The 23,662-nt window shown below is 56.2% G+C and carries 19 protein-coding genes and 1 pseudogene; 13 read left to right on the top strand and 7 right to left on the bottom strand.

What is annotated here, in order from left to right:
• The first annotated feature begins 74 nt into the window (after positions 1–74).
• Positions 75–2,923: pseudogene (gcvP, locus tag TA5113_RS09985) on the top strand (aminomethyl-transferring glycine dehydrogenase).
• A 66-nt stretch (positions 2,924–2,989) separates the two neighbouring features.
• Here the strand turns inward: gcvP and TA5113_RS09980 are convergent.
• On the bottom strand, positions 2,990–5,518 hold the full coding sequence (locus tag TA5113_RS09980) for an ABC transporter permease (protein ID WP_058315128.1): 2,529 nt from the start codon (positions 5,516–5,518) through the stop codon (positions 2,990–2,992).
• On the bottom strand, positions 5,515–6,201 hold the full coding sequence (locus tag TA5113_RS09975; RefSeq protein WP_058315129.1) for an ABC transporter ATP-binding protein: 687 nt from the start codon (positions 6,199–6,201) through the stop codon (positions 5,515–5,517). The genes TA5113_RS09980 and TA5113_RS09975 overlap by 4 nt, the downstream gene beginning before the upstream one ends.
• Before the next feature lie 51 nt (positions 6,202–6,252).
• Between TA5113_RS09975 and TA5113_RS09970 the strand changes: the two genes are divergently transcribed.
• Both TA5113_RS09970 and TA5113_RS09965 read left to right on the top strand, forming a co-directional pair.
• Complete coding sequence (locus TA5113_RS09970; protein WP_058315766.1) at positions 6,253–6,882, top strand: arylesterase; 630 nt, start codon at positions 6,253–6,255, stop codon at positions 6,880–6,882.
• Positions 6,883–6,884: 2 nt separating this feature from the next.
• Positions 6,885–7,496, top strand: a complete 612-nt coding sequence (locus tag TA5113_RS09965) for an SOS response-associated peptidase (RefSeq protein WP_058315130.1) — start codon at positions 6,885–6,887, stop codon at positions 7,494–7,496.
• On the opposite strand, the gene TA5113_RS09960 is transcribed toward TA5113_RS09965, so the two are convergent.
• Positions 7,493–8,641, bottom strand: a complete 1,149-nt coding sequence (locus tag TA5113_RS09960; RefSeq protein WP_245627157.1) for an MFS transporter — start codon at positions 8,639–8,641, stop codon at positions 7,493–7,495. The two genes, TA5113_RS09965 and TA5113_RS09960, sit on opposite strands and share 4 nt — an antisense overlap.
• A gap of 227 nt (positions 8,642–8,868) precedes the next feature.
• On the opposite strand from TA5113_RS09960, the gene speA reads away from it, so the two are divergent.
• From speA to speB, 4 genes are all read left to right on the top strand, one after another.
• Entirely contained in the window at positions 8,869–10,755 is a 1,887-nt protein-coding gene (gene speA, locus TA5113_RS09955; protein ID WP_058315132.1) for a biosynthetic arginine decarboxylase, read from the top strand.
• A 24-nt stretch (positions 10,756–10,779) separates the two neighbouring features.
• The gene (locus TA5113_RS09950; protein ID WP_058315133.1) at positions 10,780–11,991 is read left to right on the top strand and encodes a saccharopine dehydrogenase family protein; all 1,212 of its coding nucleotides are present in this window, start codon (positions 10,780–10,782) and stop codon (positions 11,989–11,991) included.
• Between the two features lie 122 nt (positions 11,992–12,113).
• Positions 12,114–13,283, top strand: coding sequence for a carboxynorspermidine decarboxylase (gene nspC / locus TA5113_RS09945; RefSeq protein ID WP_058315134.1), 1,170 nt, complete (start codon positions 12,114–12,116; stop codon positions 13,281–13,283).
• Positions 13,280–14,122, top strand: a complete 843-nt coding sequence (speB, locus tag TA5113_RS09940) for an agmatinase (protein WP_058315135.1) — start codon at positions 13,280–13,282, stop codon at positions 14,120–14,122. Before nspC ends, speB begins: the two co-directional genes overlap by 4 nt.
• Before the next feature lie 12 nt (positions 14,123–14,134).
• Here speB and TA5113_RS09935 read toward each other — a convergent pair whose 3' ends face one another.
• Positions 14,135–15,154: a LacI family DNA-binding transcriptional regulator gene (locus TA5113_RS09935; protein ID WP_058315136.1), complete on the bottom strand. Its 1,020-nt coding sequence runs from the start codon at positions 15,152–15,154 to the stop codon at positions 14,135–14,137.
• A gap of 107 nt (positions 15,155–15,261) precedes the next feature.
• Between TA5113_RS09935 and TA5113_RS09930 the strand changes: the two genes are divergently transcribed.
• The 6 genes from TA5113_RS09930 (at position 15,262) to TA5113_RS09905 (ending at position 21,001) form a co-directional block, all read left to right on the top strand.
• Positions 15,262–16,092, top strand: a complete 831-nt coding sequence (locus tag TA5113_RS09930; RefSeq protein ID WP_058315137.1) for a sulfite exporter TauE/SafE family protein — start codon at positions 15,262–15,264, stop codon at positions 16,090–16,092.
• An 80-nt stretch (positions 16,093–16,172) separates the two neighbouring features.
• Positions 16,173–17,267 (top strand): TRAP transporter substrate-binding protein, encoded by a 1,095-nt coding sequence (locus tag TA5113_RS09925; protein WP_058315138.1) that lies wholly within the window; start codon positions 16,173–16,175, stop codon positions 17,265–17,267.
• 62 nt (positions 17,268–17,329) lie between these two features.
• Positions 17,330–17,830, top strand: a complete 501-nt coding sequence (locus TA5113_RS09920) for a TRAP transporter small permease subunit (protein ID WP_058315139.1) — start codon at positions 17,330–17,332, stop codon at positions 17,828–17,830.
• Positions 17,830–19,431, top strand: a complete 1,602-nt coding sequence (locus tag TA5113_RS09915; RefSeq protein WP_058315140.1) for a TRAP transporter large permease — start codon at positions 17,830–17,832, stop codon at positions 19,429–19,431. The genes TA5113_RS09920 and TA5113_RS09915 overlap by 1 nt, the downstream gene beginning before the upstream one ends.
• An 18-nt stretch (positions 19,432–19,449) precedes the next feature.
• Positions 19,450–20,169: a dienelactone hydrolase family protein gene (locus TA5113_RS09910; RefSeq protein ID WP_058315141.1), complete on the top strand. Its 720-nt coding sequence runs from the start codon at positions 19,450–19,452 to the stop codon at positions 20,167–20,169.
• Positions 20,162–21,001, top strand: a complete 840-nt coding sequence (locus TA5113_RS09905; RefSeq protein ID WP_058315142.1) for an alpha/beta fold hydrolase — start codon at positions 20,162–20,164, stop codon at positions 20,999–21,001. Before TA5113_RS09910 ends, TA5113_RS09905 begins: the two co-directional genes overlap by 8 nt.
• Here TA5113_RS09905 and TA5113_RS09900 read toward each other — a convergent pair.
• From TA5113_RS09900 to otnK, 3 genes are read right to left on the bottom strand one after another with little or no spacing between them, the layout of a single operon-like run.
• A complete protein-coding gene (locus tag TA5113_RS09900) occupies positions 20,990–21,745 on the bottom strand; it encodes a hydroxypyruvate isomerase family protein (protein ID WP_058315143.1) in 756 nt (251 codons plus the stop codon). The two genes, TA5113_RS09905 and TA5113_RS09900, sit on opposite strands and share 12 nt — an antisense overlap.
• Positions 21,742–22,392, bottom strand: a complete 651-nt coding sequence (gene otnC / locus TA5113_RS09895; protein WP_058315144.1) for a 3-oxo-tetronate 4-phosphate decarboxylase — start codon at positions 22,390–22,392, stop codon at positions 21,742–21,744. Before otnC ends, TA5113_RS09900 begins: the two co-directional genes overlap by 4 nt.
• Entirely contained in the window at positions 22,392–23,660 is a 1,269-nt protein-coding gene (gene otnK / locus TA5113_RS09890) for a 3-oxo-tetronate kinase (protein WP_058315145.1), read from the bottom strand. The genes otnC and otnK overlap by 1 nt, the downstream gene beginning before the upstream one ends.
• Positions 23,661–23,662 lie beyond the last annotated feature (2 nt).

Raw genomic sequence — 23,662 nt, 5'->3', positions numbered from 1 at the left:
CGTGGGGGGCTTTTGTCTCCTCCCGCGCCTGGCCTTGAGCCTCGCTGCAATTCCCATTTCGACTGGAGCCAAAGATGCCTTTCGAACCTACTGACTATTTGCCCTACGACTTTGCCAATCGCCGCCATATCGGCCCCTCGCCGGTTGAAATGGCAGAGATGTTGACCGTTGTCGGTGCAAAAGATCTGGACGATCTGATTGATGACACGCTGCCAAAATCAATCCGTCAAGAAAAGCCATTGGACTTTGGGCATCCATTGTCAGAGCGTGAATTGCTCTACAAAATGCGCCAAACCGCTGAGAAAAACACCCTGATGACCAGCCTGATCGGGCAGGGGTATCATGGCACGGTGACCCCTCCAGCGATCCAGCGCAATATCTTGGAAAACCCGGCGTGGTACACGGCTTATACGCCTTACCAACCAGAGATTTCGCAAGGTCGTTTGGAAGCATTGTTGAACTTCCAAACCATGGTCAGCGATCTGACTGGTTTGGAAGTGGCGAATGCTTCGCTTCTGGATGAATCAACTGCCTGTGCCGAGGCCATGACAATGGCGCAGCGGGTGTCAAAATCCAAGGCAAAGGCCTTCTTTGTAGACCGTGACTGCCATCCTCAGAACATCGCTGTTGTGAAAACTCGCGCGGAACCGCTGGGCATTGAAGTTATCGTTGGCAATCCGGCCAAGCTAGAGGCGGACAAAGTGTTTGGCGCATTGTTCCAATACCCTGGGACTTATGGCCATGTGCGAGATTTCACCGATGAAATCGCAGCACTTCATGAGAACAAAGCAATTGCGATTGTGGCAGCTGATCCACTGTCTTTGACACTGCTTAAAGAACCGGGTGCCATGGGCGCAGATATTGCTGTTGGCTCCACCCAACGGTTCGGTGTTCCAATGGGTGCCGGTGGTCCGCACGCGGCCTATATGGCAACCAAAGACGCCTATAAACGCGCGATGCCAGGCCGTTTGGTTGGTGTCTCAGTGGATGCGCATGGCAACCGTGCTTATCGTCTCTCGCTTCAAACGCGTGAGCAGCATATTCGCCGTGAAAAAGCGACGTCTAACGTGTGTACGGCGCAGGCGCTGCTGGCGGTTATGGCCTCTATGTATGCGGTCTTCCATGGGCCGAAAGGCCTGCAGGCCATAGCGCAGCGTATTCACCGCAAAACCGTGCGTTTGGCAAATGGTCTTGAAGCGGCGGGCTTCAAGGTGGATCCACAATCCTTCTTTGACACGATCACCGTGGATGTTGGGCCTTTGCAAGCCGCCGTGATGAAATCAGCACGGGACGAGAACATCAACTTGCGAATAGTTGGTGAAACCCGCGTGGGCATTACGCTGGACGAGGCCACGCGCTCTGATGTGATTGAGGGTGTCTGGCGCGCCTTTGGAATTGAAACCAAAGACGACAAACCGACGCAGGCTACCGGGTGCCGGAGAACATGCACCGCCGCACCGAGTACCTGACCCACCCGATTTTCCACATGAACCGGGCGGAAACCGAAATGATGCGCTACATGCGTCGTTTGGCGGACCGTGATTTGGCGCTGGATCGGGCAATGATCCCGCTGGGGTCTTGTACGATGAAGCTGAACGCGGCGGCAGAAATGATGCCGATCAGCTGGCCTGAATTTGCGCATATGCACCCGTTTGCCCCAAGCGAGCAGGCGGCAGGCTATACAGAGATGGTGGATGATCTCTCGGACAAGCTCTGTGTGATCACGGGCTATGACGCGATTTCCATGCAGCCGAACTCTGGTGCGCAAGGTGAGTATGCGGGTCTGTTGACCATTGCCGCCTATCACCGCGCGAATGGTGAAGGGCATCGCAACATCTGCCTGATCCCGATGAGTGCCCATGGCACGAACCCGGCTTCCGCTCAGATGGTGGGTTGGAAAGTTGTTCCGGTGAAATCCGCTGAAAACGGCGATATCGATCTGGAAGACTTCCGCGCCAAGGCTGAGAAGCACGGCGAGAACCTCGCGGGCTGTATGATCACTTATCCTTCGACCCATGGTGTGTTTGAGGAAACCGTGCATGAGGTCTGCAAAATCACGCATGATTTTGGCGGTCAGGTCTATATTGACGGCGCCAACATGAACGCCATGGTGGGCCTGTCCCGTCCCGGCGATCTGGGCGGTGACGTGAGCCACCTGAACCTGCACAAGACCTTCGCAATCCCGCATGGCGGCGGTGGCCCCGGCATGGGACCAATTGGTGTCAAAGCGCACCTGACACCGCATTTGCCGGGTCACCCCGAAACGGGAGGCACGCAAGGTCCTGTTTCTGCGGCACCACTGGGCTCTGCTTCGATCTTGGCGATCAGCTGGGCGTATTGCCTGATGATGGGCGGGGATGGCCTGACCCAAGCGACCCGCGTTGCAATTCTAAACGGCAACTATATCGCGAAGCGGTTGGAAGGGGCGTTTGACGTTCTTTACAAAGGGCCGACCGGTCGTGTTGCGCATGAGTGCATTATCGACACGCGTCCTTTTGCAGACAGAGCTGGCGTGACGGTGGAAGATATCGCGAAACGTCTGATCGACTGTGGCTTCCACGCGCCGACCATGTCTTGGCCGGTTGCGGGCACCTTGATGATCGAGCCAACGGAGTCTGAAACCAAGGCGGAGCTTGATCGGTTCTGTGATGCGATGTTGGCCATTCGTGATGAGATTGCTGCCATCGAAAAAGGTGACAGTGATGCGGAGAATAACCCGCTGAAAAACGCGCCTCACACCATGGAAGATCTGGTGAAAGATTGGGATCGTCCTTACAGCCGTGAGCAGGGTTGTTTCCCTCCTGGTGCCTTCCGCGTGGATAAGTATTGGCCGCCGGTGAACCGGGTCGACAACGCCTTTGGCGATCGGCACTTGGTCTGCACATGTCCGCCAATGGATGAATACGCGGAAGCGGCAGAGTAAAAAGAGAACGGCCCCCAATTGGGGGCCGTTTTGCCTCCGGCGGGAGTATTTTTGCAAAGAAGAAGCTTAGTCCGCGGTTCTTAGAATGCCCGCGGGCTTCGCTTTTAGGGGGCCTGAAGCGAAGGCGAGACCCGCAAGGAGCGTTGCGGCAATGCCGCCGAGGACAATCGCAAGCGCGTTGTTCCAGATCACATTGAAATCGCTTTCCAGGACAAAGTGGCTGACGGCCCAACCGCCCAAGATGCCTGCAGCAATGGCGACAATGCCCGCGGCCGCGCCGAGCAAAGCCCCGCGCATTGTGAAGCTGAGCAGAATGCGGCGACGCGTGGCACCAAGAGTCTTCAAAATGGCCGCCTCGTAGGTGCGATTTTGTTGGCCTGCTGCTGCGGCGCCAATCAAAACGAGGAAGCCAGTTAATAGGGTTGCTGCCGCGCCGTAGGCGGTGGCGGCGGCGATGGAACCGAGCACTTCTGTCACACGATCAATAGCATCACGCACGCGAATTGCGGTCACGTTGGGATAGGCGTTTGACACATCGCGCAGGATTTGCGCTTCGGCTTGCTCTTCTGCATAAACCGTCGCGATGAAACTATGAGGTGCGCCCGCTAAGGCGGCCTCGTTCATGACCAGCACAAAGCCCATTCCAGCAGTCGAGAAATCGACGTCCCGGAAGCTTGTGACGGTGCCGGTGATGTCTCGGCCCAGAATGTTCACCGTCATCTGGTCGCCAAGTTTCAAACCCATTTCTTCGGCTTCTTCCGCGGCGAAGCTGATCTGCGGGTCGCCGGTATAATTTTCGCCCCACCACTCTCCGGCCGTAAGAGTTGTCGTTTCAGGGAGCGCCCCAGCATAGCTCACGCCGCGATCCCCACGAATGACCCAATGATCGCCTGCGGTTTCCGAGGCGGGTTTGTCATTGATCTGGGTGATGATCCCGCGCAGCATCGGCGCGTTTTCCACATTGCTGACCGCTGGATCCCCTTCGACACGCTCCAAAAAACCCGGCATCTGGTCTCGTTGAATATCAACAAAAAAGTAACTTGGGGCGATGTCGGGAAGGTCCTGCGCAATGGCCGCGCGCAGGTTGCCGTCTATTTGGCCAACGGCAGCAAGAACCGAAAGACCCAAACCAAGCGAAAGCACCACAGAAGCTGCGCCTTCTCGCGGGCTGCTGATCGCAGCGAGGGCCCAACGGAGGGCTGGGCGACGGCGCGCACGAGGCGCTGTGATACGCGAGATCCAACGGATCAGGAGGGACGCAAGCGCAAGCAACAGGAGCGCGCCTGCGATGCCGCCGGTGGTCCAGAGGGTGAGGCTGACAGAGCCAGAGAAATAGCTCGCGGCACCTACAAGCAAGGCGACCAAGAGGCCCGTGGCCAGCAGATAGCGCAGGGCCGGTAGGCCCTTGGCTGCATTCATGGAGTCACGAAACAATTCTGCGGCGCGGATGTCTTCGGTGCGGGCTAAGGGCCAGAGGGTGAAGATCAACGCGGTGAGCAAGCCATAGGTTGCGGCTTCCATAAGCGGCAGCGGATGAAGCGTGATGACTGCGGGAAGGGGCAGGGCTGCCTGAATAATCGGCCCCAGCGCGATTGGTGCGATGCCGCCGAGCAGCAAACCCATCGCGATACCCAAAAGACTGAGTACGCCGATTTGAATGAAATAGGTTAAAAAGATCGTAGAGCGATCAGCGCCCAAAGATCTGAGGGTGGCAATCACATGGGTTTTTCCTGCGAGATAGGCACGGATTGCAGCGGAAACACCGACCCCACCGACTGCAAGACCTGCCAGTCCGACAAGGATCAGAAACGATCCCAGACGTTCCACAAACTCCGCCACGCCCGGTGCGCCGTTGCGGCTGTCGCGCCATCTCAGGCCGGTCTCTTCAAACTTGGACTCGGCATCGGTCTTGATCGCGTCGAGATCGCTGACATCGTTCAAAATCAAGCGATATTGCGTCTCAAACAACGTGCCGGGTGCCAACAGCCCCGAGTCGGCTAAGCTGTCCGTCGTCACAATTGTGCGCGGTCCAAGGCCAAATCCGCCGCCAGCATTGTCCGGTTCGCTGGTCAGTCGCGCAGACAGGCGGAACTCTTGCCGCCCAAGGGCAAATGTATCCCCAATGTCTAGTGCCAGCCGATCCGCAAGCAATGGGTGCATGATTGCACCCGGGAGGCCGCTCTGCGAACCCAAGGCGTCTTCTAGCGAAATCGGCTGATCAAGGACGACCTCGCCTACGAGCGGATAGGCGTCGTCGACCGCTTTGATTTGGGTGAGGCCGCGTTCGGTTTCGCCGCCGCGTGTGACCACCGCCATGGACCGGAAGTCTACTACCTCAGAAATCGCGCTGGCGTTCTCAGCCATCCAGGCGCGTTCAGGTTCTGTCGCGTAGCGATAGGTGAATTCCATTTCCGCGTCGCCACCCAATAGTTGGGTGCCTTGGGAGGTGATGCCCGCTTGGATGCTTTCACGCACCGACCCAATGCCCGCAATGGCAGCGACACCTAGGGTCAAGCATGCAAGGAAAATCCGAAAACCTTTGAGACCGCCCCGCAACTCGCGGCGGGCAAATTTTGACGCTGTCCGCAGGCTCATTCCGCGGCCTTTTTCATTGTGTCCACACGACCATCGCGCAGGCGAATAACCCGGTCACAGCGGTTTGCCAGCTCGTTGGAATGGGTCACCAGGATTAAGGTCGCCCCATGGCGGTCGCGCAGCCCAAATAGCAAATCCATGATCGCCGCACCGTTGGTGCCATCCAGGTTGCCGGTCGGCTCATCCGCTAGCAAAATCTGCGGGCGTGGGGCGGAAGCACGGGCAAGTGCGACCCTTTGCTGCTCGCCACCAGACATTTGGGCGGGATAGTGATCTGCGCGATGTCCCAGACCGACCGCTTCCAACTCTGCTTCCGCACGCTCAAAGGCGTCTTTGTGACCCGCAAGTTCCAGTGGTGTGGCGACATTTTCCAGCGCCGTCATGGTTGGGATCAGATGGAAGCTTTGGAAGACCACGCCCATGTGGTCACGGCGAAACCGCGCCAATGCATCCTCGTCCATATGGGTGATATCTTGGCCCAACGCGGTGATCGTACCGCCTGTTGAACGCTCCAGCCCGCCCATCAGCATCAAGAGCGATGATTTTCCCGAACCGGACGGCCCAATCAGCCCCAATGTTTCGCCCTTTTGGACGTCCATAGAAATGCCGTGCAAAATTTCTACCAGCCCGGCGTTGCCTTCCAGCGCCAAATGCACATCTTTGAGAGAGAGGATCGTGTCCATGGAGTATGCCTGTTGATCAATCTTAAACGCCAATATGGGGCCTTGAGTGCCATGAGCAAGGCGAGTGCTGTGCTTTTGCTGTCGACCACCGCGGTTTTTGCAGAGCCGGTCACGATTGCGGCCATGGGCGATAGCCTGACCCAAGGCTATGGTTTGCAGGCAGAGCAAGGGTTTGTGCCGCAACTTCAGGCGTGGCTGACGGGGCAGGGCGCTGAGGTAGCAGTGATCAATGCGGGCGTTTCCGGGGACACCACTGCCGGTGGTCTGTCGCGGGCTGCTTGGACGCTGACGCCGGATGTGGACGCGATGATCGTTGCCCTTGGTGGCAATGACATGTTGCGCGGAATTGACCCTGCGGCTTCAAAAGCTAACCTTGCTGGGATTTTGGACGCTGCTGCTGCACAGGACGTAGATGTGCTGCTGGTGGGCATGCAGGCCCCGGGCAACTTTGGGCCTGACTACAAAGAAGCATTTGACGGCATGTATCCGGAACTGTCGCAGACTTACGAAACTCTTCTGGCGCCGAGTTTCTTGGAAGGGCTGGGGTCCGTTGACCCGTCTGAAGTGCAAAAACTCATGCAAGCAGATGGCATTCATCCGAACTCAGAGGGTGTTGCACGCATTGTCGAGAGCCTGGGTCCGCACGTCTTGTCCCTGATCGAACAAGTCAAAGGAAGCTGATCATGCCGGGGCGTTTCTTTCTGACGACGCCCTTGGCGGACATCGCCAAATTTGCTGGGCGCGCAGATGAGGCGCTTCCAGAAGCGAAGCCACGTCGCAATATTCAGCCGGGACAGGACGTCATCGCACTCACGACGGATGGCTTTGAGCCAATGCGCTGGGGCATCATTCCTGTGGGTCGCGTGAATGCGCGGGGACGACCAGTGATGGAAACCATCATCAATGCCAGGTCAGAGACGGTCTTTGACAAAGCGGCATTTGATGGTGTCGGGCGTGCAGTGGTGATCGTGGATGGCTGGTATGAATGGACCGGCGAAAAACGCCGCAAAACCGCTTGGCGCATCCATGGCAATGCGCCGTTGATTTTTGCCGCGATCACAGATGTCTGGAAAGCCCCGGGCGGTCGAGACGTGAAGCAGGTTGCCATGGTGACCTGCGAGCCCAATAAAGACGTCGCAGACATTCATCACCGCATGGGCGTGTTGCTAAGACCCGAAGATGTACCTCTTTGGTTGGGCAATGACCTGGACGCCGCGCGCGCGTTGATGGTGCCGTGGCCGGATGGGATGCTTTCAATCGAGAAAGCGGACGATGTCGATTGGACCGCTGATTAACGTGTCTCTGCCTCTGGGCGGAGCGACGGCGCGATGGTCAACATAATCACAGCCAAGGCCAAGAGCACTCCGAAAGCGCCGCGCAGGGAAACCAATTCAGACAAAAAGCCAATCACCGGTGGGCCAAGCAGAATGCCCCCATAGCCGAGCGTCGCAACGCTTGCGATGGCTTGGGCGGGTGGCACGTTGGGATCGTTGCCTGCGCGGCCAAAGGCAAGCGGCATAGCGAGTGCGTATCCCAATCCCATGAAAAGACAGCCGATCAGGATGACCGGCACTGTTGGGCCAAAGACTACAATACCCGTGCCAATAACGGCCGCGACGCCACTGCCAATAGCGGCGCGCTGTGAGCCAAGATTTTGAATGACGACCCCACCCGCCAACCGCATCCCAACCATGGCGCTGGAGAACACAACCAAGGCAAGTGGCGCGGTTTGTTCCTCAGCAAGGGCGACTTCAATGAGATAAATCGCACTCCAATCCGCCATCGCGCCTTCCCCAAGGGTTGTGCACATGGCAAATACCCCAACCAACAAAAGCATGCCCCTTGGGATTGGGAAAAGCGGGGTTTTCTCTGGAAGCTCGCGCAGGGTTTTTGTCCAAGGAAATCGCATACCCCAAAATCCGAGTATCGGAACAATGAGCGCTGCGATTGCGAACTGCCAAGGATATGCGAGGCCTGATGAAACAGCCAAAGACCCACTAAAGGCGCCAATGCCCGCACCAAGGCTCCACATGGCGTGAAAGCTTGGCATCCAGGCACGCCCCGCCTTGCGCTCGACATCCGCAGCCCATGCGTTCATCGCCACATCCATTCCCCCATGGCAGGCTCCAAACGAAAACAAAGCAAACGCGACGCCCCAAATATTGGGTGCAATTGCGAGACCCAGCATCGAGATCGCTTTGCCCAGAGTCAAAAGCCGGGTGATCTTATCTGCCCCGTGTTGATCCGCCATGCGCCCTGCAATGGGGAAACACAAAATCGCTCCAAGCGCCAAGAGCAACAGAAGCAGGCCAAGTTGGTTGTGGGTCAGTGAGAAGGTTTCGGCGACGGCTGGAATACGTGCGGCCCAGATACCGTAGAATACCCCGTTTACAAGAAATGCAGTTGTAATCCCAAGCCAAGCGCGGCGGTTTTGCTTCAAAGTTGCCTCCTTCATCGCGCGCCATTGTTGCTTTGCGATGCTTGGTTTGAATTTTCATAAACCCCATGTGGCGCTGACTTTATAGAAATGTAACGGTGCGCCTAGACTGTTTTGGTGATCTTTTTGATGCTGCTCCAAAGCGTTTTAATTTCTACTTGGAAGAATCGCCAATCCCCACTAAACCGCGCCATCTACCTGACCAACCGCTCTTTTCGGGGGACACCTGATTGAACAAGACCTATGCAGCGCCACATGACGTCTACGGCATCAAAAAATGGGGCAAGAACCTCATTGTCGTAAATGACAAGGGAGAGATCGGGCTTAAAAACCCGCTGAACCCCGATGCGCCATCGGTCAGCCTACCGGCGATTTTGGAAGATCTGGATGATCGCGGTGTTCAAGTGCCGATGATCCTGCGGGTTTCGTCCTATTTGGAGCATGAAATCAAACACATGAACGATTGCTTCAATGAAGCAATCGCGCGGGTCGGGTATCGCGGAAAATACCGCGGAGTGTTCCCGATCAAGGTGAACCAACAAGCCCAAGTGGTGGACCGGATTGTCGAATTCGGCCGCCCGTTTGAATATGGCTTGGAGGCAGGTTCGAAACCAGAACTGGTGATTGCTTTGGCGCACCGGCTCTCTCGCGAGGCGCTGATTGTTTGCAACGGCATCAAAGACGAAGAATTCATTCGCCTCGCCATCCTGTCGCGCAAGCTTGGTTTTAACACGGCCATCGTTCTGGAAAGCCCGAAAGAGGTCGACACAGTGATCTCAGTTGCCAAAGAGCTCGACGTGGACCCGATGCTTGGGGTGCGGGTGAAACTGACCAACCAGATCTCTGGCAAATGGGAAAAGAGCTCGGGCGACCGGTCGGCCTTCGGCATGAACACGGACCAACTGGTTTTGATGGTGGATAAACTGCGCGATGCAGGCCTATTGCATTGTCTAAAGCTGCAGCACAGCCATCTGGGCAGTCAGGTGCCGGATGTGAACGATGTGCGCCGCGCTGTCACCGAAGCTTGTCGGTTCTACATTGAATTGACTCAAGAGGGCGTTCCGCTCACCCATCTTGATCTTGGCGGTGGCATGGGCGTCGACTACACCGGTGAAAACCGGGCGACGGACAGCTCTATCAACTACTCCATGCGCGAATATTGCACCAATGTGGTGGAAACCGTGGCCTATGCCATGGATGGCGCAGAGATCGATCACCCCACCTTGGTGACCGAAAGCGGCCGAGCGGTGGTCGCGACCTCATCCATGTTGATTTTCAACGTGTTGGAAGCCACCCATTACGACGCCCCCACCGCGCCAGAAGCGGAAGAGGGTGATCATCACCTGATCTCTGACCTACTGGCGATCACCGGCTACATCACCGGCGCGCGTCTGCAAGAGTGTTGGAATGACGCGAACTTCTACCGCAATGAACTGCGCGCTTTGTTCCATCGCGGCTATATCGACCTGCGCCAGATGGCCCGGGCGGAACGCATTTATCTGCACCTCATGGCGCGGATCAAAGAACATGCGGGCTTTGATGACATCCAGATCAGCGATGAGCAACTGACGAAACTTGCAGATATCTATCACTGCAACTTCTCGCTCTTCCAATCCCTACCGGATGTCTGGGCGATTGATCAGCTGCACCCGATTGTGCCTTTGCAGATGCTGGACCAAGCGCCGGACCGTCACGCGGTGTTGACCGACATCACCTGCGATAGCGACGGAAAAGTGGACCGTTTCATCCTTGCGGATGGCGTCGCGCCGACCCTTCCAGTGCACACGCTGCCCGAAGACACACCCTACTACATGGGAGTGTTCTTTGTAGGCGCTTATCAGGAAACCCTGGGCGATCTGCACAATCTCTTTGGCGACACAAATGTAGTCACAATTGACCTACGTGCGGACGGCGGTTTTGACCTGCTGCATGAACAAGAAGGCGACACCATTTCCGAGGTCATGTCCTATGTGGAGTTTGACCCTCAGGACTGCGTCGCAGAATTTCGCAAAATGGTGGATGAGGCAATCTCCACCGGCGCGCTGAAATCCAAAGACCGTAAAACGCTGATGGGGGCTTACCGTGACTCTATCAACGGCTATACATATTACGAATAACCACCTCATTCAGGAGTTCTGATCATGGGCAAAACACTGGTTGTTGGCGCAGGGGGCGTGTCCCACGCGGCCGTGCATAAAATGGCAATGAACGCGGATATCTTCACCGATATCACCTTGGCCAGTCGGACGAAGTCCAAATGTGACGCCATCGCAGCTGCCGTGAAAGAGCGCACTGGGGTGACGGTTAAGACCGCTCAACTGGACGCAATGGATGTGGAAGCGACCGCTGCGCTGATCCGCGAAACCGGTGCGGAACTGCTGGTGAACCTTGCGCTGCCATATCAAGACCTGAAACTGATGGATGCTTGCCTGCTGGCGGGTTGCCACTATCTGGATACGGCGAATTATGAGCCAGAAGACGTGGCTAAATTCGAATACCATTGGCAATGGGCCTATCAGGGCCGTTTCCGCGATGCAGGTTTGACCGCAATCTTGGGATCGGGCTTCGATCCGGGCGTGACATCTGTGTTTGCCACATGGCTGAAGAAGCACAAGCTCGACACCATTCGCCAGATCGACATTCTGGACGCAAACGGTGGTGATAACGGTCAGGCCTTCGCCACCAACTTCAACCCGGAAATCAACCTGCGCGAAGTGCTCGCAGAGGTGCGCCACTGGGAAAACGGCGCGTGGCAGCACAGCCCTGCCTTGACCAACAAAGTGACTTTCGACTTCCCAGGTGTTGGCGAAAAGAACATGTATCAGATGTATCACGAAGAGCTGGAAAGCCTGTCCACGCACTTCCCGGAAATCGAACGTGCACGATTCTGGATGACCTTCGGCGATGCTTACATCATGCATGCCACCGTGCTGCAAAACGTCGGCATGACCCGCATCGATCCGGTGATGCATGATGGCAAAGAAATCATCCCGATCCAGTTCCTGAAAACCCTGCTGCCAGATCCCGGTGATCTTGGCGCGCTGACCAAAGGCAAGGCTTGCATTGGTGATATCGCCACAGGCCAAGCCAAAGACGGGTCTGGCGAGAAAACCTACTACATCTACAACATCTGTGACCACGAAGAGTGCTACGCGGAAGTTGGGTCCCAAGCGGTGAGCTATACAACCGGTGTGCCTGCAATGATTGGCGCGGCTCAGCTCCTCAAAGGCAATTGGAAAGAGCCGGGCGTTTGGAACATGGAGCAATTGGACCCAGATGACTTCATGGATATGCTCAACGAACACGGCCTTCCATGGCAGGTGCACGAGCTTGACGCTCCCGTCGACTTTTGAAACGCATAGACGGGCCTAAACGGCCCCTTCTTCTTTGAAAAAATACTCCGGGGGAGGTCGAAAGCCCCGCTTTCGACCCTGGGGGCAGAGCCCCCGGCAGCCTCCGACAGGAGGCTCCACCAATGCCCGAAATGATGACCACCCAGGCCGGCGACCCAGGCGCGTTTACGTCCTTTGACCTCTCCCGCGTCCCATCGCCCTGTTTTGTCGTGGACGCGGCGAAGGTCGAAGCCAATCTGGAAATTCTCAAAGACGTCTCTGACCGCTCCGGTGCCAAGGTTCTGGCGGCACTCAAAGCCTTCTCGATGTTCTCTCTTGCGCCCTTAATCGGCAAATATCTTGCGGGAACCTGCGCCAGCGGCATCTATGAAGCACGTCTCGCGCGTGAAGAATATGGCGGCGAGGTCACGACGTTCTGTGCGGGCTACAAAGACAGTGAGATCGACGAGATCATCGAACTTTCTGACCAAGTGATCTTCAACAGCGTCGCGCAAAAAGACCGTTACCTTGCCAAATGCCAAGCCGCAGGGGTGGATGTGGGTTTGCGCATCAACCCGGAATATTCCGTGGGCGAGGTTCCAAAATACGATCCCGCCGCGCAATTCTCGCGCCTTGGAGTGCCCATCAGTCAGCTTACCCCAGAGGCCATGCAGGGGGTGAATGGCATCCACATGCACACGCTTTGCGAGCAGGGTGTTCAACCGCTAATGCATGTCTGGTCCGCGATCGAGTTCAAGCTGCTGCCCTATTTCAAGCAATTGAAATGGTTGAATTTTGGAGGTGGGCACCACATCACGCGTGCGGACTACGACCGCGATGTGCTGATCCAACTGATTAAGGATATCGGAGACAAATACGAGATCGAAGTCGTCCTAGAACCCGGCGAAGCCATCGCTTTGGATGCAGGTATTCTGGTGGGCGAAGTGCTCGACACCTTTATCAATGAAAAGCAGATCGCAATCACCGATATTTCGGCCACCTGCCATATGCCTGATGTGATTGAAGCCCCGTATCGTCCGGCATTGCTTGGGGAAGCCCAACACGGGACGACCTACCGTTTGGGCGGCCCGTCTTGTTTGGCTGGTGACGTTATCGGTGACTACACATGGCCCAAGCCGCTCGCCGTTGGGCAACGCTTCGCATTCTTGGATCAGGCACATTATTCCATGGTGAAAACCAACACGTTTAATGGCGTACCTCTTCCAGCCATTGCCCTCTGGGACAGCCGCACGGATGAGCTGAAGATCATCCGCGAATTTAGCTACGCAGATTTCAAGGACCGTCTGTCATGAGTGTTTTTCTCGATGGCGAACTTAGCGCGGAAGAACGCAGCTCCGCCGGACGTTTCCAAATCATCCCGGTGCCACTCGAGCGCACCGTTTCTTACGGTTCAGGCACAGAGAACGGCCCAGCCGCAATTATCGAAGCATCCAATGAGCTCGAACGGATCACGAATGGCCAAGAGCCCTGCGCAGATGGTGTGTTCACCCAAGAAGCTGTCGATTGCACCGGTGATTTGCCGGATGTAATGGAGCGCATCGCTGCGCGCACTAACGCAGCGGTCCTAGCGGGGCAGGTCCCTGTCACTTTAGGCGGAGAACATTCGCTCTCTTATGGAGCCGTGATGGGTGTAGCACGTGCACTCAATAAACCGGTTGGCCTCGTGCAAATCGATGCCCATGCCGACCTACGGGTTGCCTATCAAGGTAATAAGCACAGCCATGCCTCAGTCATGCATCTCTTGTCCGAGCAAGGGGTGCGGCTTGCACAATTTGGTGTCCGCGCGCTTTGCCAAGAAGAAATGGACAGCCGCGCAGCCAACAGCGTTTTCTTCAAAGATGCGGAAGAACTCGTCGTGGGTAATATTCACGAGGTCGATCTCCCTGACGACTTCCCAGAAGACGTCTATGTGAGTTTTGATGTGGACGGGTTAGACCCAAGCCAGATGCCCGCGACAGGCACACCGGTGCCCGGCGGCTTAGGCTACTATCAAGCTTTGCGACTGGTGGAACACGCCCTCAAGGGCCGTAGATGTGTCGGCTTGGACGTGGTCGAGCTTGCGCCGGATGGCAATGCTGCGTGGGATTTCACCGCTGCGCAAATTGCCTATCGGCTCATGGCCGCTTGCTAAGCCTGCCCCATCTTAAGGTGCCGGAGTGAAACCCGTCGTCTCGCGCACCTTAAGTTCAGTTCGATATTGGATGGTCTCCGTCTCGGTCCGCTTTCCTTCAATACGGTCGAGCAAAAACGTCGCCGCATTATTTGCCATCAACTCGATGGGCTGCTGTACCGTTGTGAGACTGATGATATCCCAACCGGCCATCTCAATCCCGTCAAAGCCAACCACCCAAATGTCTTCGGGCACGCGGCACCCGGCAGCCTTCAAACCATTCATAATCTGAATGGCAATCAAGTCATTGCCGCAGGCAATCGCGTCGGGCGGATTGTCGGCACCAAAAATATCCATACCCAATTGGCGAAAGGCATTGTCCTTAAAGGGGCGCGAAAAAAAGAGATCTGGATCCGGCGTGATTCCAGCGGCGCGCAACCCTTCTCGGAACCCTTGTTCGCGATCCGCCAAAGTGGTGCGGTCCTTAGGGCCGTTCACAAACGCCACTTTCTTGCGTCCGCACTTCACCAAGTAATCTGCCAGATCAAAAGCCCCTTGGTGATTGGTCGAGACCACCTGATCGCAGTCCAGTTCGTCAAAAGAACGGTTGATTGAGACAAGCGGCATATCCGCTTCATGCGCCGCTTTTGCCGCTTCGCTTTGTTGATTGGCGGCAGTGAATACCAAACCGTCAACAAGCCCAGAACGGATCGCGCTGATAAGACCGTCCTGTCCGTTTTCGTCCGTATTCCACACCACCACCCGACGGCCCTTTGCGGTGAAACTGCGGGTGAGAGCTTCTAGAATCTCTGGCACAATGGGGTTCGTGACGCGCGAAACTGCGACCCCCACGGCGGCAGATTGGTTGGTGCGCATGGCTTGGGCGAAGGCGTTCGGCCGGTAGCCGTGGGCCTTGACCACCTGCATGACCTTTTCTTTGGTCGCGGCTTTAACGCCATCGCTGCCCGATAGAACCCGCGACACCGTCGCCTGTGAAACCCCTGAGAGTCGGGCGATGTCGACGCTACTGAGCTTTTTTGGTTTCGTATTCATTTGGACTCACTAACAAATATTGGGCGTTTTGGGAATATGAAAAAATATTATTGAATACGTATACATTTCTGCTATCAATTTTGGAAACCACGAGTCGGAAGATCAGAATGCCTTACGAAACAACCCTTCTTATTCAGCTTGCGGTCGGCTTGCTTGTCACCGGCGCTCTAGCGGGTGTGTTGGCGGGGTTGCTGGGTGTGGGCGGTGGTATTGTCATCGTTCCGGTGCTGTTTTTGCTATTTGATTTTCTTCAGGTTCCGCAGGAAGTGGCGATGCATCTGGCTGTCGGGACATCTCTGTGCACAATCATTCCGACTTCCATTTCTTCTGCGCGGTCCCATTATCGGCGCGGCGCGATCGACGTTAGTCTGCTCAAGCGTTGGGCGCCTCTAATCTTTGTGGGTGCGCTGGTTGGCGGCCTGCTGTCCAAAGTCCTCAATGCCGAAGTTCTGACCCTCATCTTCGGCTTTGTCGCATTGGCGGTCGCGATCAACATGGCGATTCCGAAAACGCTGGTTGTGTCCGAGTCGCTGCCGTCTGGCGTCGTTGGGGCAGGGGCTGTGCCCGTGGGTATTGGCGGGTTTTCAGCCCTCATGGGTATCGGTGGCGGCACATTGTCGGTGCCGGTCCTCAGCGCATTTTCCTTCCCAGTGCATCGCGCGGTTGCGACGGCATCGGCCTTTGGGCTGGTGATCGCCGTGCCCGCGGTGTGCGGATTTATCTGGTCAGGCCTAAATGTGGATGGCCGACCTCCTTATTCCTTCGGGTATGTGAGCGTACCAGCCGCGGTGCTGATTTTCTCGGTCAGTGTTTTGACCGCGCCTTTGGGGTCCAAGCTGGCGCATAGTTTAAACCCAGCACGTCTAAAGCTCGCCTTCGCTCTCTTCTTATTTCTGACCGCATTGCGCATGCTGTGGTCCGTGTTCGGGATGGGATAAACAGGCAAATGAAACATATGAACTAAAGATCATTTTTCGCGAAATGGAACCTTGAAACTGTCAACTTGGGAGGAGCCAAAATGACAATTAAGACAAACAGAAGAAACTTTCTAACCACCGCCGCTGTCGCAACCGCTGCAGGAGGGTTGGCAGCACCTGCATATGCCACCGGAAAGCGTACCCTAAAGATGGCAACCGGCTGGCCAAAGAAGTTCCCAGGTCTCGGCGTTGCATCGCAACGGATCGGTGACGCCATCACCGCAGCCAGCGATGGTCGCCTGACCGTCGAAGTCTTTGGCGCGGGTGAGCTAGTGCCTCCATTCGAGGCCTTTGATGCGGTCGCATCCGGCGCAGCGGACCTTTACCACGCCGCAGAATATTACTGGCAAGGGAAATCCACGGCATTCAACTTCTTCGCGGGCGTACCGTTTGGCATGACCACAGCGGAACACAACGCGTGGATCTACCACCGCGGTGGCCAAGAACTGTGGGAAGAAGTCTCTGCATCCTTTGGCGTGATCGCGTTCATGGCGGGTAACTCTTCTGCGCAAGCGGGTGGTTGGTTCAACAAAGAGATCAACTCTGTGGATGACCTCAAAGGTCTGAAAATGCGTATCCCTGGCTTTGGCGGTAAAGTGATCGACGAAGTTGGCGGCACAGCCGTGACCTTGCCAGGTGGCGAGATCTTCTCTGCGCTGCAGTCCGGTGCGATTGACGCGGGCGAGATGGCTGGTCCTTGGATCGATCTGGGTTTTGGTTTCTACAAAGCGGCCAAATATTTCTACAATCCGGGCTTCCAAGAACCGACTTCCGCTGAGAGCCTTGGTGTGAACCTCGACCTATGGAACGATATGTCTGCAGCGGATCAACAAGTGATCAAACTGGCTGCGGCGCAAGAAAATGTGATGAACCCAGCGGACTTCATCGCAAACCACTCCCGGTCATTGGATATCCTGCTGAAAGAGCACGGTGTCGAGCTGCGTTCTTTCCCAGACGAAGTGATGATCGAACTCGGCAAAGCCACCAAAACGGTGCTTGCGGATGCCGCCGCTGCCGATCCGCTGACAGGCAAGGTTTATGAAAGCTATATGGAGTTCCTTGACGAGGTCTCCGGTTGGACGGAACAATCCGAACAAGCTTACCTGCGTGCTCGCTCCCTGGCACGCGCGTCCTAAACCTATTGATCCGGGAGCGGCTTTGTTCGCTCTCGGATCATCGACTTCCTAGGAGACCTCTGGTGATTGAGATCATCGAAAAAACCAATCGCCAGTTGGGGCGAATTGCGGCCTATTGCGCTGTGGTCATGATGCTTGCGCAAGTGTTTTCCGTGGTGGCACGCTATGTGTTCAGCTACGGGATCATCGCGGTACAAGAAACGGTGGTTTACGGCCACGCGTTGATGTTCCTTTTGGGTGCTGCCGTCGTTTTGCAAACCAACGAACATGTGCGTGTTGATGTCTTCTACGGATCAGTCAAACCGCGCACCCGCTACCTGATTGATCTCATTGGTCTTATCGGTTTCGTACTGCCGGTTGCATTGTTGATTGGCTATTATTCATGGCCATACGTTGCACGTGCATGGTCGACCTATGAAGGGTCTCGTCAATCCGGCGGTTTGCCTGCTGTCTTTCTCCTAAAAACCGCCATCCTGATTTTCTCAGCGTCTCTGTCACTGCAAGTTATCGCGACCGTTACGAAGCTGCTGCGCGGTGAAAGCTGGAACCGGGAGAAAGTCTAATGGCGACCGACGCAATCCTTGTTTCCCTGCTTTTCATCGTCGCTTTTGGCACGGTGCTCGGCGGTATCCCTGTGGCCTTTGCTTTGGCCGGTGCCGCATTCTGGATGTCTGTCATCGCTAGCTTCTTTGGCCTGTTTGATTTCTCGACTTTTGCTGCTGTTCCATCGCGCATCTATGGCACGGCGATGTTCAACGAAGTGCTCACAGCGGTGCCGCTCTTCATCCTGATGGGGGTGATCCTAGAGCGCAGTAAGGTTGCCGAAGACCTTCTGACCAATATGGGGCATGTGGCACGTCGACTGCCCGCGGGCCTTGGTATTTCCGTCACCCTTGTGGGTGCACTTCTTGCCGCCTCCACAGGAATTGTCGGCGCCACCGTTGTTGCAATGGGCTTGCTGAGCCTGCCGACCATGCTCAAACACGGCTACAAACCATCCCTCGCCGCGGGCTCAATCTGTGCGTCCGGTACGCTTGGTCAAATTATTCCACCATCCATTGTCTTGGTGTTCCTAGGCGACCAGCTTTCTGGTGCCTACATGGAGGCCCAACGGGAAATCGGCAACTTCTCCCCTGATCCGGTTTCCGTTGGTGACCTCTTTGCCGGGGCCATGATCCCCGGTATCGGCCTCGCCTGTCTTTACATGCTCTATCAGCTGATCATCGGTATATTACGCCCACAGGATTGCCCGCCCGTGGTGGCTGATGAGGAAGACAACACGTCGATGCAGCAAATCCTCGTTGCATTGCTGCCGCCTCTCTTGCTGATCATTGCGGTGCTTGGCTCCATTCTTGCTGGTGTCGCGACCCCAACCGAAGCCGCGGGCGTCGGTGCCACTGGCGGTCTGCTGCTTGCGGGACTGCGGATGAGCCGTCAGGACGCTGCCGAAGGCCAGCAAGGCTACCCGCTTCTAAGCAAGCTGATCGGTTCCGCCATCGTTGCAATCTTCGTGCTGCCGGTTTTGCGGAGCGTTGCAGATCTACGCATGACCCTTGAGGTGGTGACCACATATAACATGATCTGCTTTGCCCTTGCGGTCGCCGCGAGCACAGTTCTGATCATCGGCCTAGCGGCCGCGCTTTTGGTTCTCATGCGCCGCAAGCAGCTGGATCAGATCGTTCAGAATACGATGAAAGTCTCTACTTTGGCTTTTGCGATCTTGATCGGGGCGACCATCTTTTCGCTGATCTTCCGTAGCTTTGGCGGCGAGCACGTGGTGACCCATGTCATGGAGCAGATCCCCGGTGGTACATATGGCGCGCTCATTGCCGTATCGCTGTTGGTGTTTGTTCTCGGCTTCTTCCTCGACTTCATCGAGATCGTCTTCATCATCATGCCAATCGTTGCCCCGGTGATCCTGCAATCCGACATCAACCCGGTGTGGTTTGGCGTCCTAATTGCGATGAACTTGCAGACGTCGTTCCTCACGCCACCTTTTGGATTTGCGCTGTTTTATTTGCGAGGGGTGGCTCCGCCCGAGGTGAAGACGGCGGATATCTACCGCGGTGTGTTGCCTTTCATCGCCATCCAGATCTTTGCCTTCTTGGTCGTCTTTAGCTTCCCTGCTTTGGCCACTTGGTTGCCCTCTGTCATCTATCGATAAAGGCTTGAGAATTCCGTCATGACTTACCTGACCCCGAATACAAAAATTCCTGCGACTGATGGTGATATGGATGCCTTTGTGATCCTGCCGCCTGAAGGCGTCAAAGCGACTGTCATCATGCAGGTCGAACTGTGGGGAATGACACTGCATATGCAAGAGGTTGCTCATCGTCTTGCTGCGGAAGGTTATGCAGCGGTTGTGATCGATCTGTTTCGCGGCGCACACCCTCCGGTGCCTTCAGATCCTCACGAAAAATGGGCGAAGACCTTTGAAGGCTTCAGCGATATTCGAGCAACATTGGATAGCCGCCATGCCCTAAGCTGGGTGCTGGATGGTGGTCTTGGCTGTGATCCTGGCAAAGTCTTTGCATGGGGCTTCTGCATGGGCGGGCGGTTCGCGCATAACCTAGCGGCCTTCGATCCGCGCCTCACCGGAGCCATTAATTTCTATGGCCGCGTGAACTACCCGCGTATGGACAATAAACCGTTCTTGCCCATTGAGGTCACACAGATGATCGAATGCGCCTATCTCGGAGCTTTTGCCGAAACCGACGGGCTCATCCCGCCAGAAGACGTGGCGCAGGTCACCAAAGATCTCGCGAGCAATTCAAAGGCCGAAATCCGCGTCTACGAGGGAACAGAACACGCTTTCTTCAATGATCATCGCGAAGCCTATCACGCGGGTGCCGCTGCAAAGGCGTGGCAGCACGTTCTAGATTTTTTGCAGAAGCATGGCTGACGTCATCTATATTCAAAGCGGCACTGCGAAGCTCTGTCTCTCTGTAAAGGGAGAAGGGGAGCGGTTGCTGTTTATTGGAGGAACCGGATGGGATTTGCGCAAGCCGGCCGGTCCGTTGAATTCGCCCCTACTTAGGCAATTTCAAGTCGCTCTTTACGATCAACGAGGGCAGGGGCGTTCTGACAAACCCCCAGCGCCTTACACGATGCTTGATTACGCGAATGATGCGATCGCTGTCGCGGATGCCTTGGAGTGGGATCACTTCCACCTTGTGGGCTATTCTTTCGGCGGCATGGTCGCGCAAGAGGTGGCGATCAGACATCCAAATCGCATCGATCGACTGGTTCTTGCTGCGAGCACACCCGGAGGAAAAGGCGGTGCATCCTTCCCCGTTGAGCAGCTTCTTGACCTATCGCCGGTAGACCGGGCACGTGAAGGCCTTCTGATCGCGGACAAGCGCTTTGCGGATCAGCTCTCACACGACCCTGAAACAGCAGTAAATCGGATCAAGAGCCGAGCCGCCGCACAGACCCAGTTTATTGATGAGCCAGGTGCGCGCGAAGGCCTCCACGCCCAGCTTGGAGCGCGGTCACAGCATGATTGCTATGAGCGTTTAGATCAGATCTCCGCGCCAACGCTGGTCTTGGCGGGAGAGTCTGATGGGCAAGCGCCTTTGGATGCTCAAATGAGAATGGCGGAGCAAATTCCAAGCGCGTCCTATATGACCCTCCCGGGCCCTCATGATTTCTTGTTTGAGGACGATACGGCCTATGGTGTGATCGCAGATTTCTTAGATACCGGCGACCACAAAAAGTCGATCTCAGCGGAGTGAGGCCATCCAGTCGAGTGATGCATCGGTCGGCCCAGAAGGCTTGTACTCGGCTCCCAGCGGTTGAGCGTAGCTCAGTGACTTCAGGTGATCGAAGATGAAAGAGTAGTTCAGTTCGCCTTGATCAGGTTCTCCACGGCTTGGCACACCCGCAAATTGTACGTGACCAATTTTAGGCATCAGCTTGGTCAGTCGGTTGCAGATGTCGCCTTCCATTAGCTGCACGTGATAGCAATCAAACATCAGGCGAATGTTGTCAGCGCCAACTTCATCCATGATGGCGACCGCTTGGTCGGTTGTCGTCAAAAAATACCCCGGGGCCGCGTAAGAATTCAGGGGTTCAATCAGGATCGTGATCCCCAACGGTGCAGCTTTTGCACTTGCGTATTTGAGTGTGTCGACAAAGGCGGCGTGGGCGTCAGGTCCTTCCGCGAAACCCGCCATGACGTGCACATTTGGTGTATTAAGCGCCGCTGCATAGGCAAGCGCCTCGTCAACCGCCGCGCGCGCGTCTTTCGAGCGGCCGGGCAGGGCAGACAGCCCATTTTCGCCGGGATTGCCTTGCCGTGTGTTCAGGCCCAGCATCTTGAGCCCGGTTTCTTCCAAAGCGGCGGCCACTTCTCCGACAGGCACTGCATAGGGCCAATGGCACTCGACCGCGTCAAACCCCGCCGCCTTCGCTGCGCGGATTGCGTCTGGCAGGCTGTGTTCGGTCCAAAGAAATCCAAGGTTGGCAGAAAACTTCATACGTCCCAATCCACATTAAAGCGTGTCACCAGGTTCTGAACATCGTCTTCGGTCAAGCCGCGCGGTTTCATGCCCTGGGTGATGACTGCAAGCTTTGCCGTCTCTTCCATTTCCTCAATTGCGCTGCAGGCCGTATCGATGTCCTTGTCCGCCACCACGGGCCCGTGATTGGCGAGCATTACCGCTTTACGAGTGCCGTTAAGCGCACGCACCGCATCACCCATCGCATCATCGCCTGGAAGAAAGAAAGGCAGCATCTTCACCTTCCCAAGCCGCATGATCCCGTAAGGGGTCAGCGCAGGCAGGAAGTTGTCCGCATCTACGCCCGGTAGCATCGATAGCGCCACGCAGTAGGTGGAGTGCAAATGCACCACCGCGCCAGTTTCTGGTCGGGAGTCATAGAACGCGCTGTGTAGCGGCATTTCCTTAGTGGGTTTGTCCCCATCAATCAGAACACCATTTGCATCAAATCGAGATAAGCGCGCCGGGTCCAAACGACCAAAACTGGTGCCGGTCGGCGACACCAAAAGGCCGCCGTCTTCAGTGCGCGCTGAAACGTTGCCGGTGGAACCGCCAGTTAGTCCACGCTCGAACATGGATTTTGACAGGATACAGATCTGCTCGCGGAGTTTGGATTCGCTGCTCATTACTCTTCCAGTTTGCTCAAGGCGGTGGCGAAGAAAGTCTCATTGCCAAAGTTGCCGGATTTCAGCGTCAACGCAATGTCATGACCTTCGGAGTTGCAATAGGTCCACGGCACACCGGGCGCGATTTCCGCGCCGATGATTAGCCGATCCGTGCCAAGCGCTTTGGTCACCGCGCCAGATGTTTCACCACCCGCCACAACAAACCGCCGTGCACCTTGGTCGCGCGCGGCAAGCGCGCATTTGGCCAAGGTATCTTCCACTAACTCTCCAGCTTCGGCGACGCCGAGTTTGGCTTGGACCTCTTTAACCTTCTCAGGCTCTGCGCTTGCGTAAACGAGAGGCGCTTCGGTGAGGTCTTGCGCAGCCAACCAGTCCAATGCAGCTTGCGGTCCATTTTCTGCAAGCTCCAAGGCGTCCAATTGCAAGCTAGGGGCGCCAGTGTCCTTATAAGCTTGCACCTGTGCACGCGTCATAGCTGAACAGCTGCCCGACAGAATGATCGCAGTGCCGGCCAGACTTGGCTTGTCAGCCGTCTGCGCTTCCGATGGAAAGAGCCCTGCATCTTTGTAGAGCTGCGGCAACGGCATCGCGACGGCACTGCCGCCGGTCATCAGGGACATGTCCTGGCAGGCTTCCGCAATGACACCCAGATCATCGTTTGAGACCGCGTCCACAACCACATGGGCCACGCCTTCGGCTTTCAGCGCTTCAAGACGATCTTTCAAAGCAATGGCCCCTTTGGCCACGGTCAACCGATTTGCAAGCCCAACGGGCTGTTTCACCTGAGGTTCCAGCAGACGCATCAGGTTGCTGTCAGTCATCGGAGTCAGCGGATGGTTCTTCATCGGGCTTTCCGACAGGGGGTGTTCGCCGACAAACAGGTTGCCCATAAAGATCGAGCGCCCATTCTCTGGGAAGGCTGGACAGTAGATTGTTTGATCGGCTCCCAGTGCCTCCATCAAAGCTTCAGAAACCGGGCCAATATTGCCCTCTGGTGTACTATCGAAAGTGGAGCAATATTTCCAAAAAAACCGCTGCGCGCCCGCTGCTTTGAGCCAGTCAAGCGCCGCTAAAGTTTCCGCAACAGCTTCTCCAACCGGGGCAGTTCTCGATTTCAAAGCGATGACTTCAAAGGCAGCAGTGTCTTTAGGCGGCTCACTTGGTACACCGATGCGCAGGCTTACTTTGACGCCCGACCGCGCGAGCAAGCCGGCGAGGTCGGTCGCGCCCGTAAAATCATCTGCGATACATCCAAGGATGGTGGTCATGG

The organism is Cognatishimia activa, assembly GCF_001458335.1.
Lineage (GTDB): Bacteria > Pseudomonadota > Alphaproteobacteria > Rhodobacterales > Rhodobacteraceae > Cognatishimia > Cognatishimia activa.
Note: the sequence above shows the minus strand (reverse complement) of the source record. Positions and strands in the feature narration are given on the sequence as shown.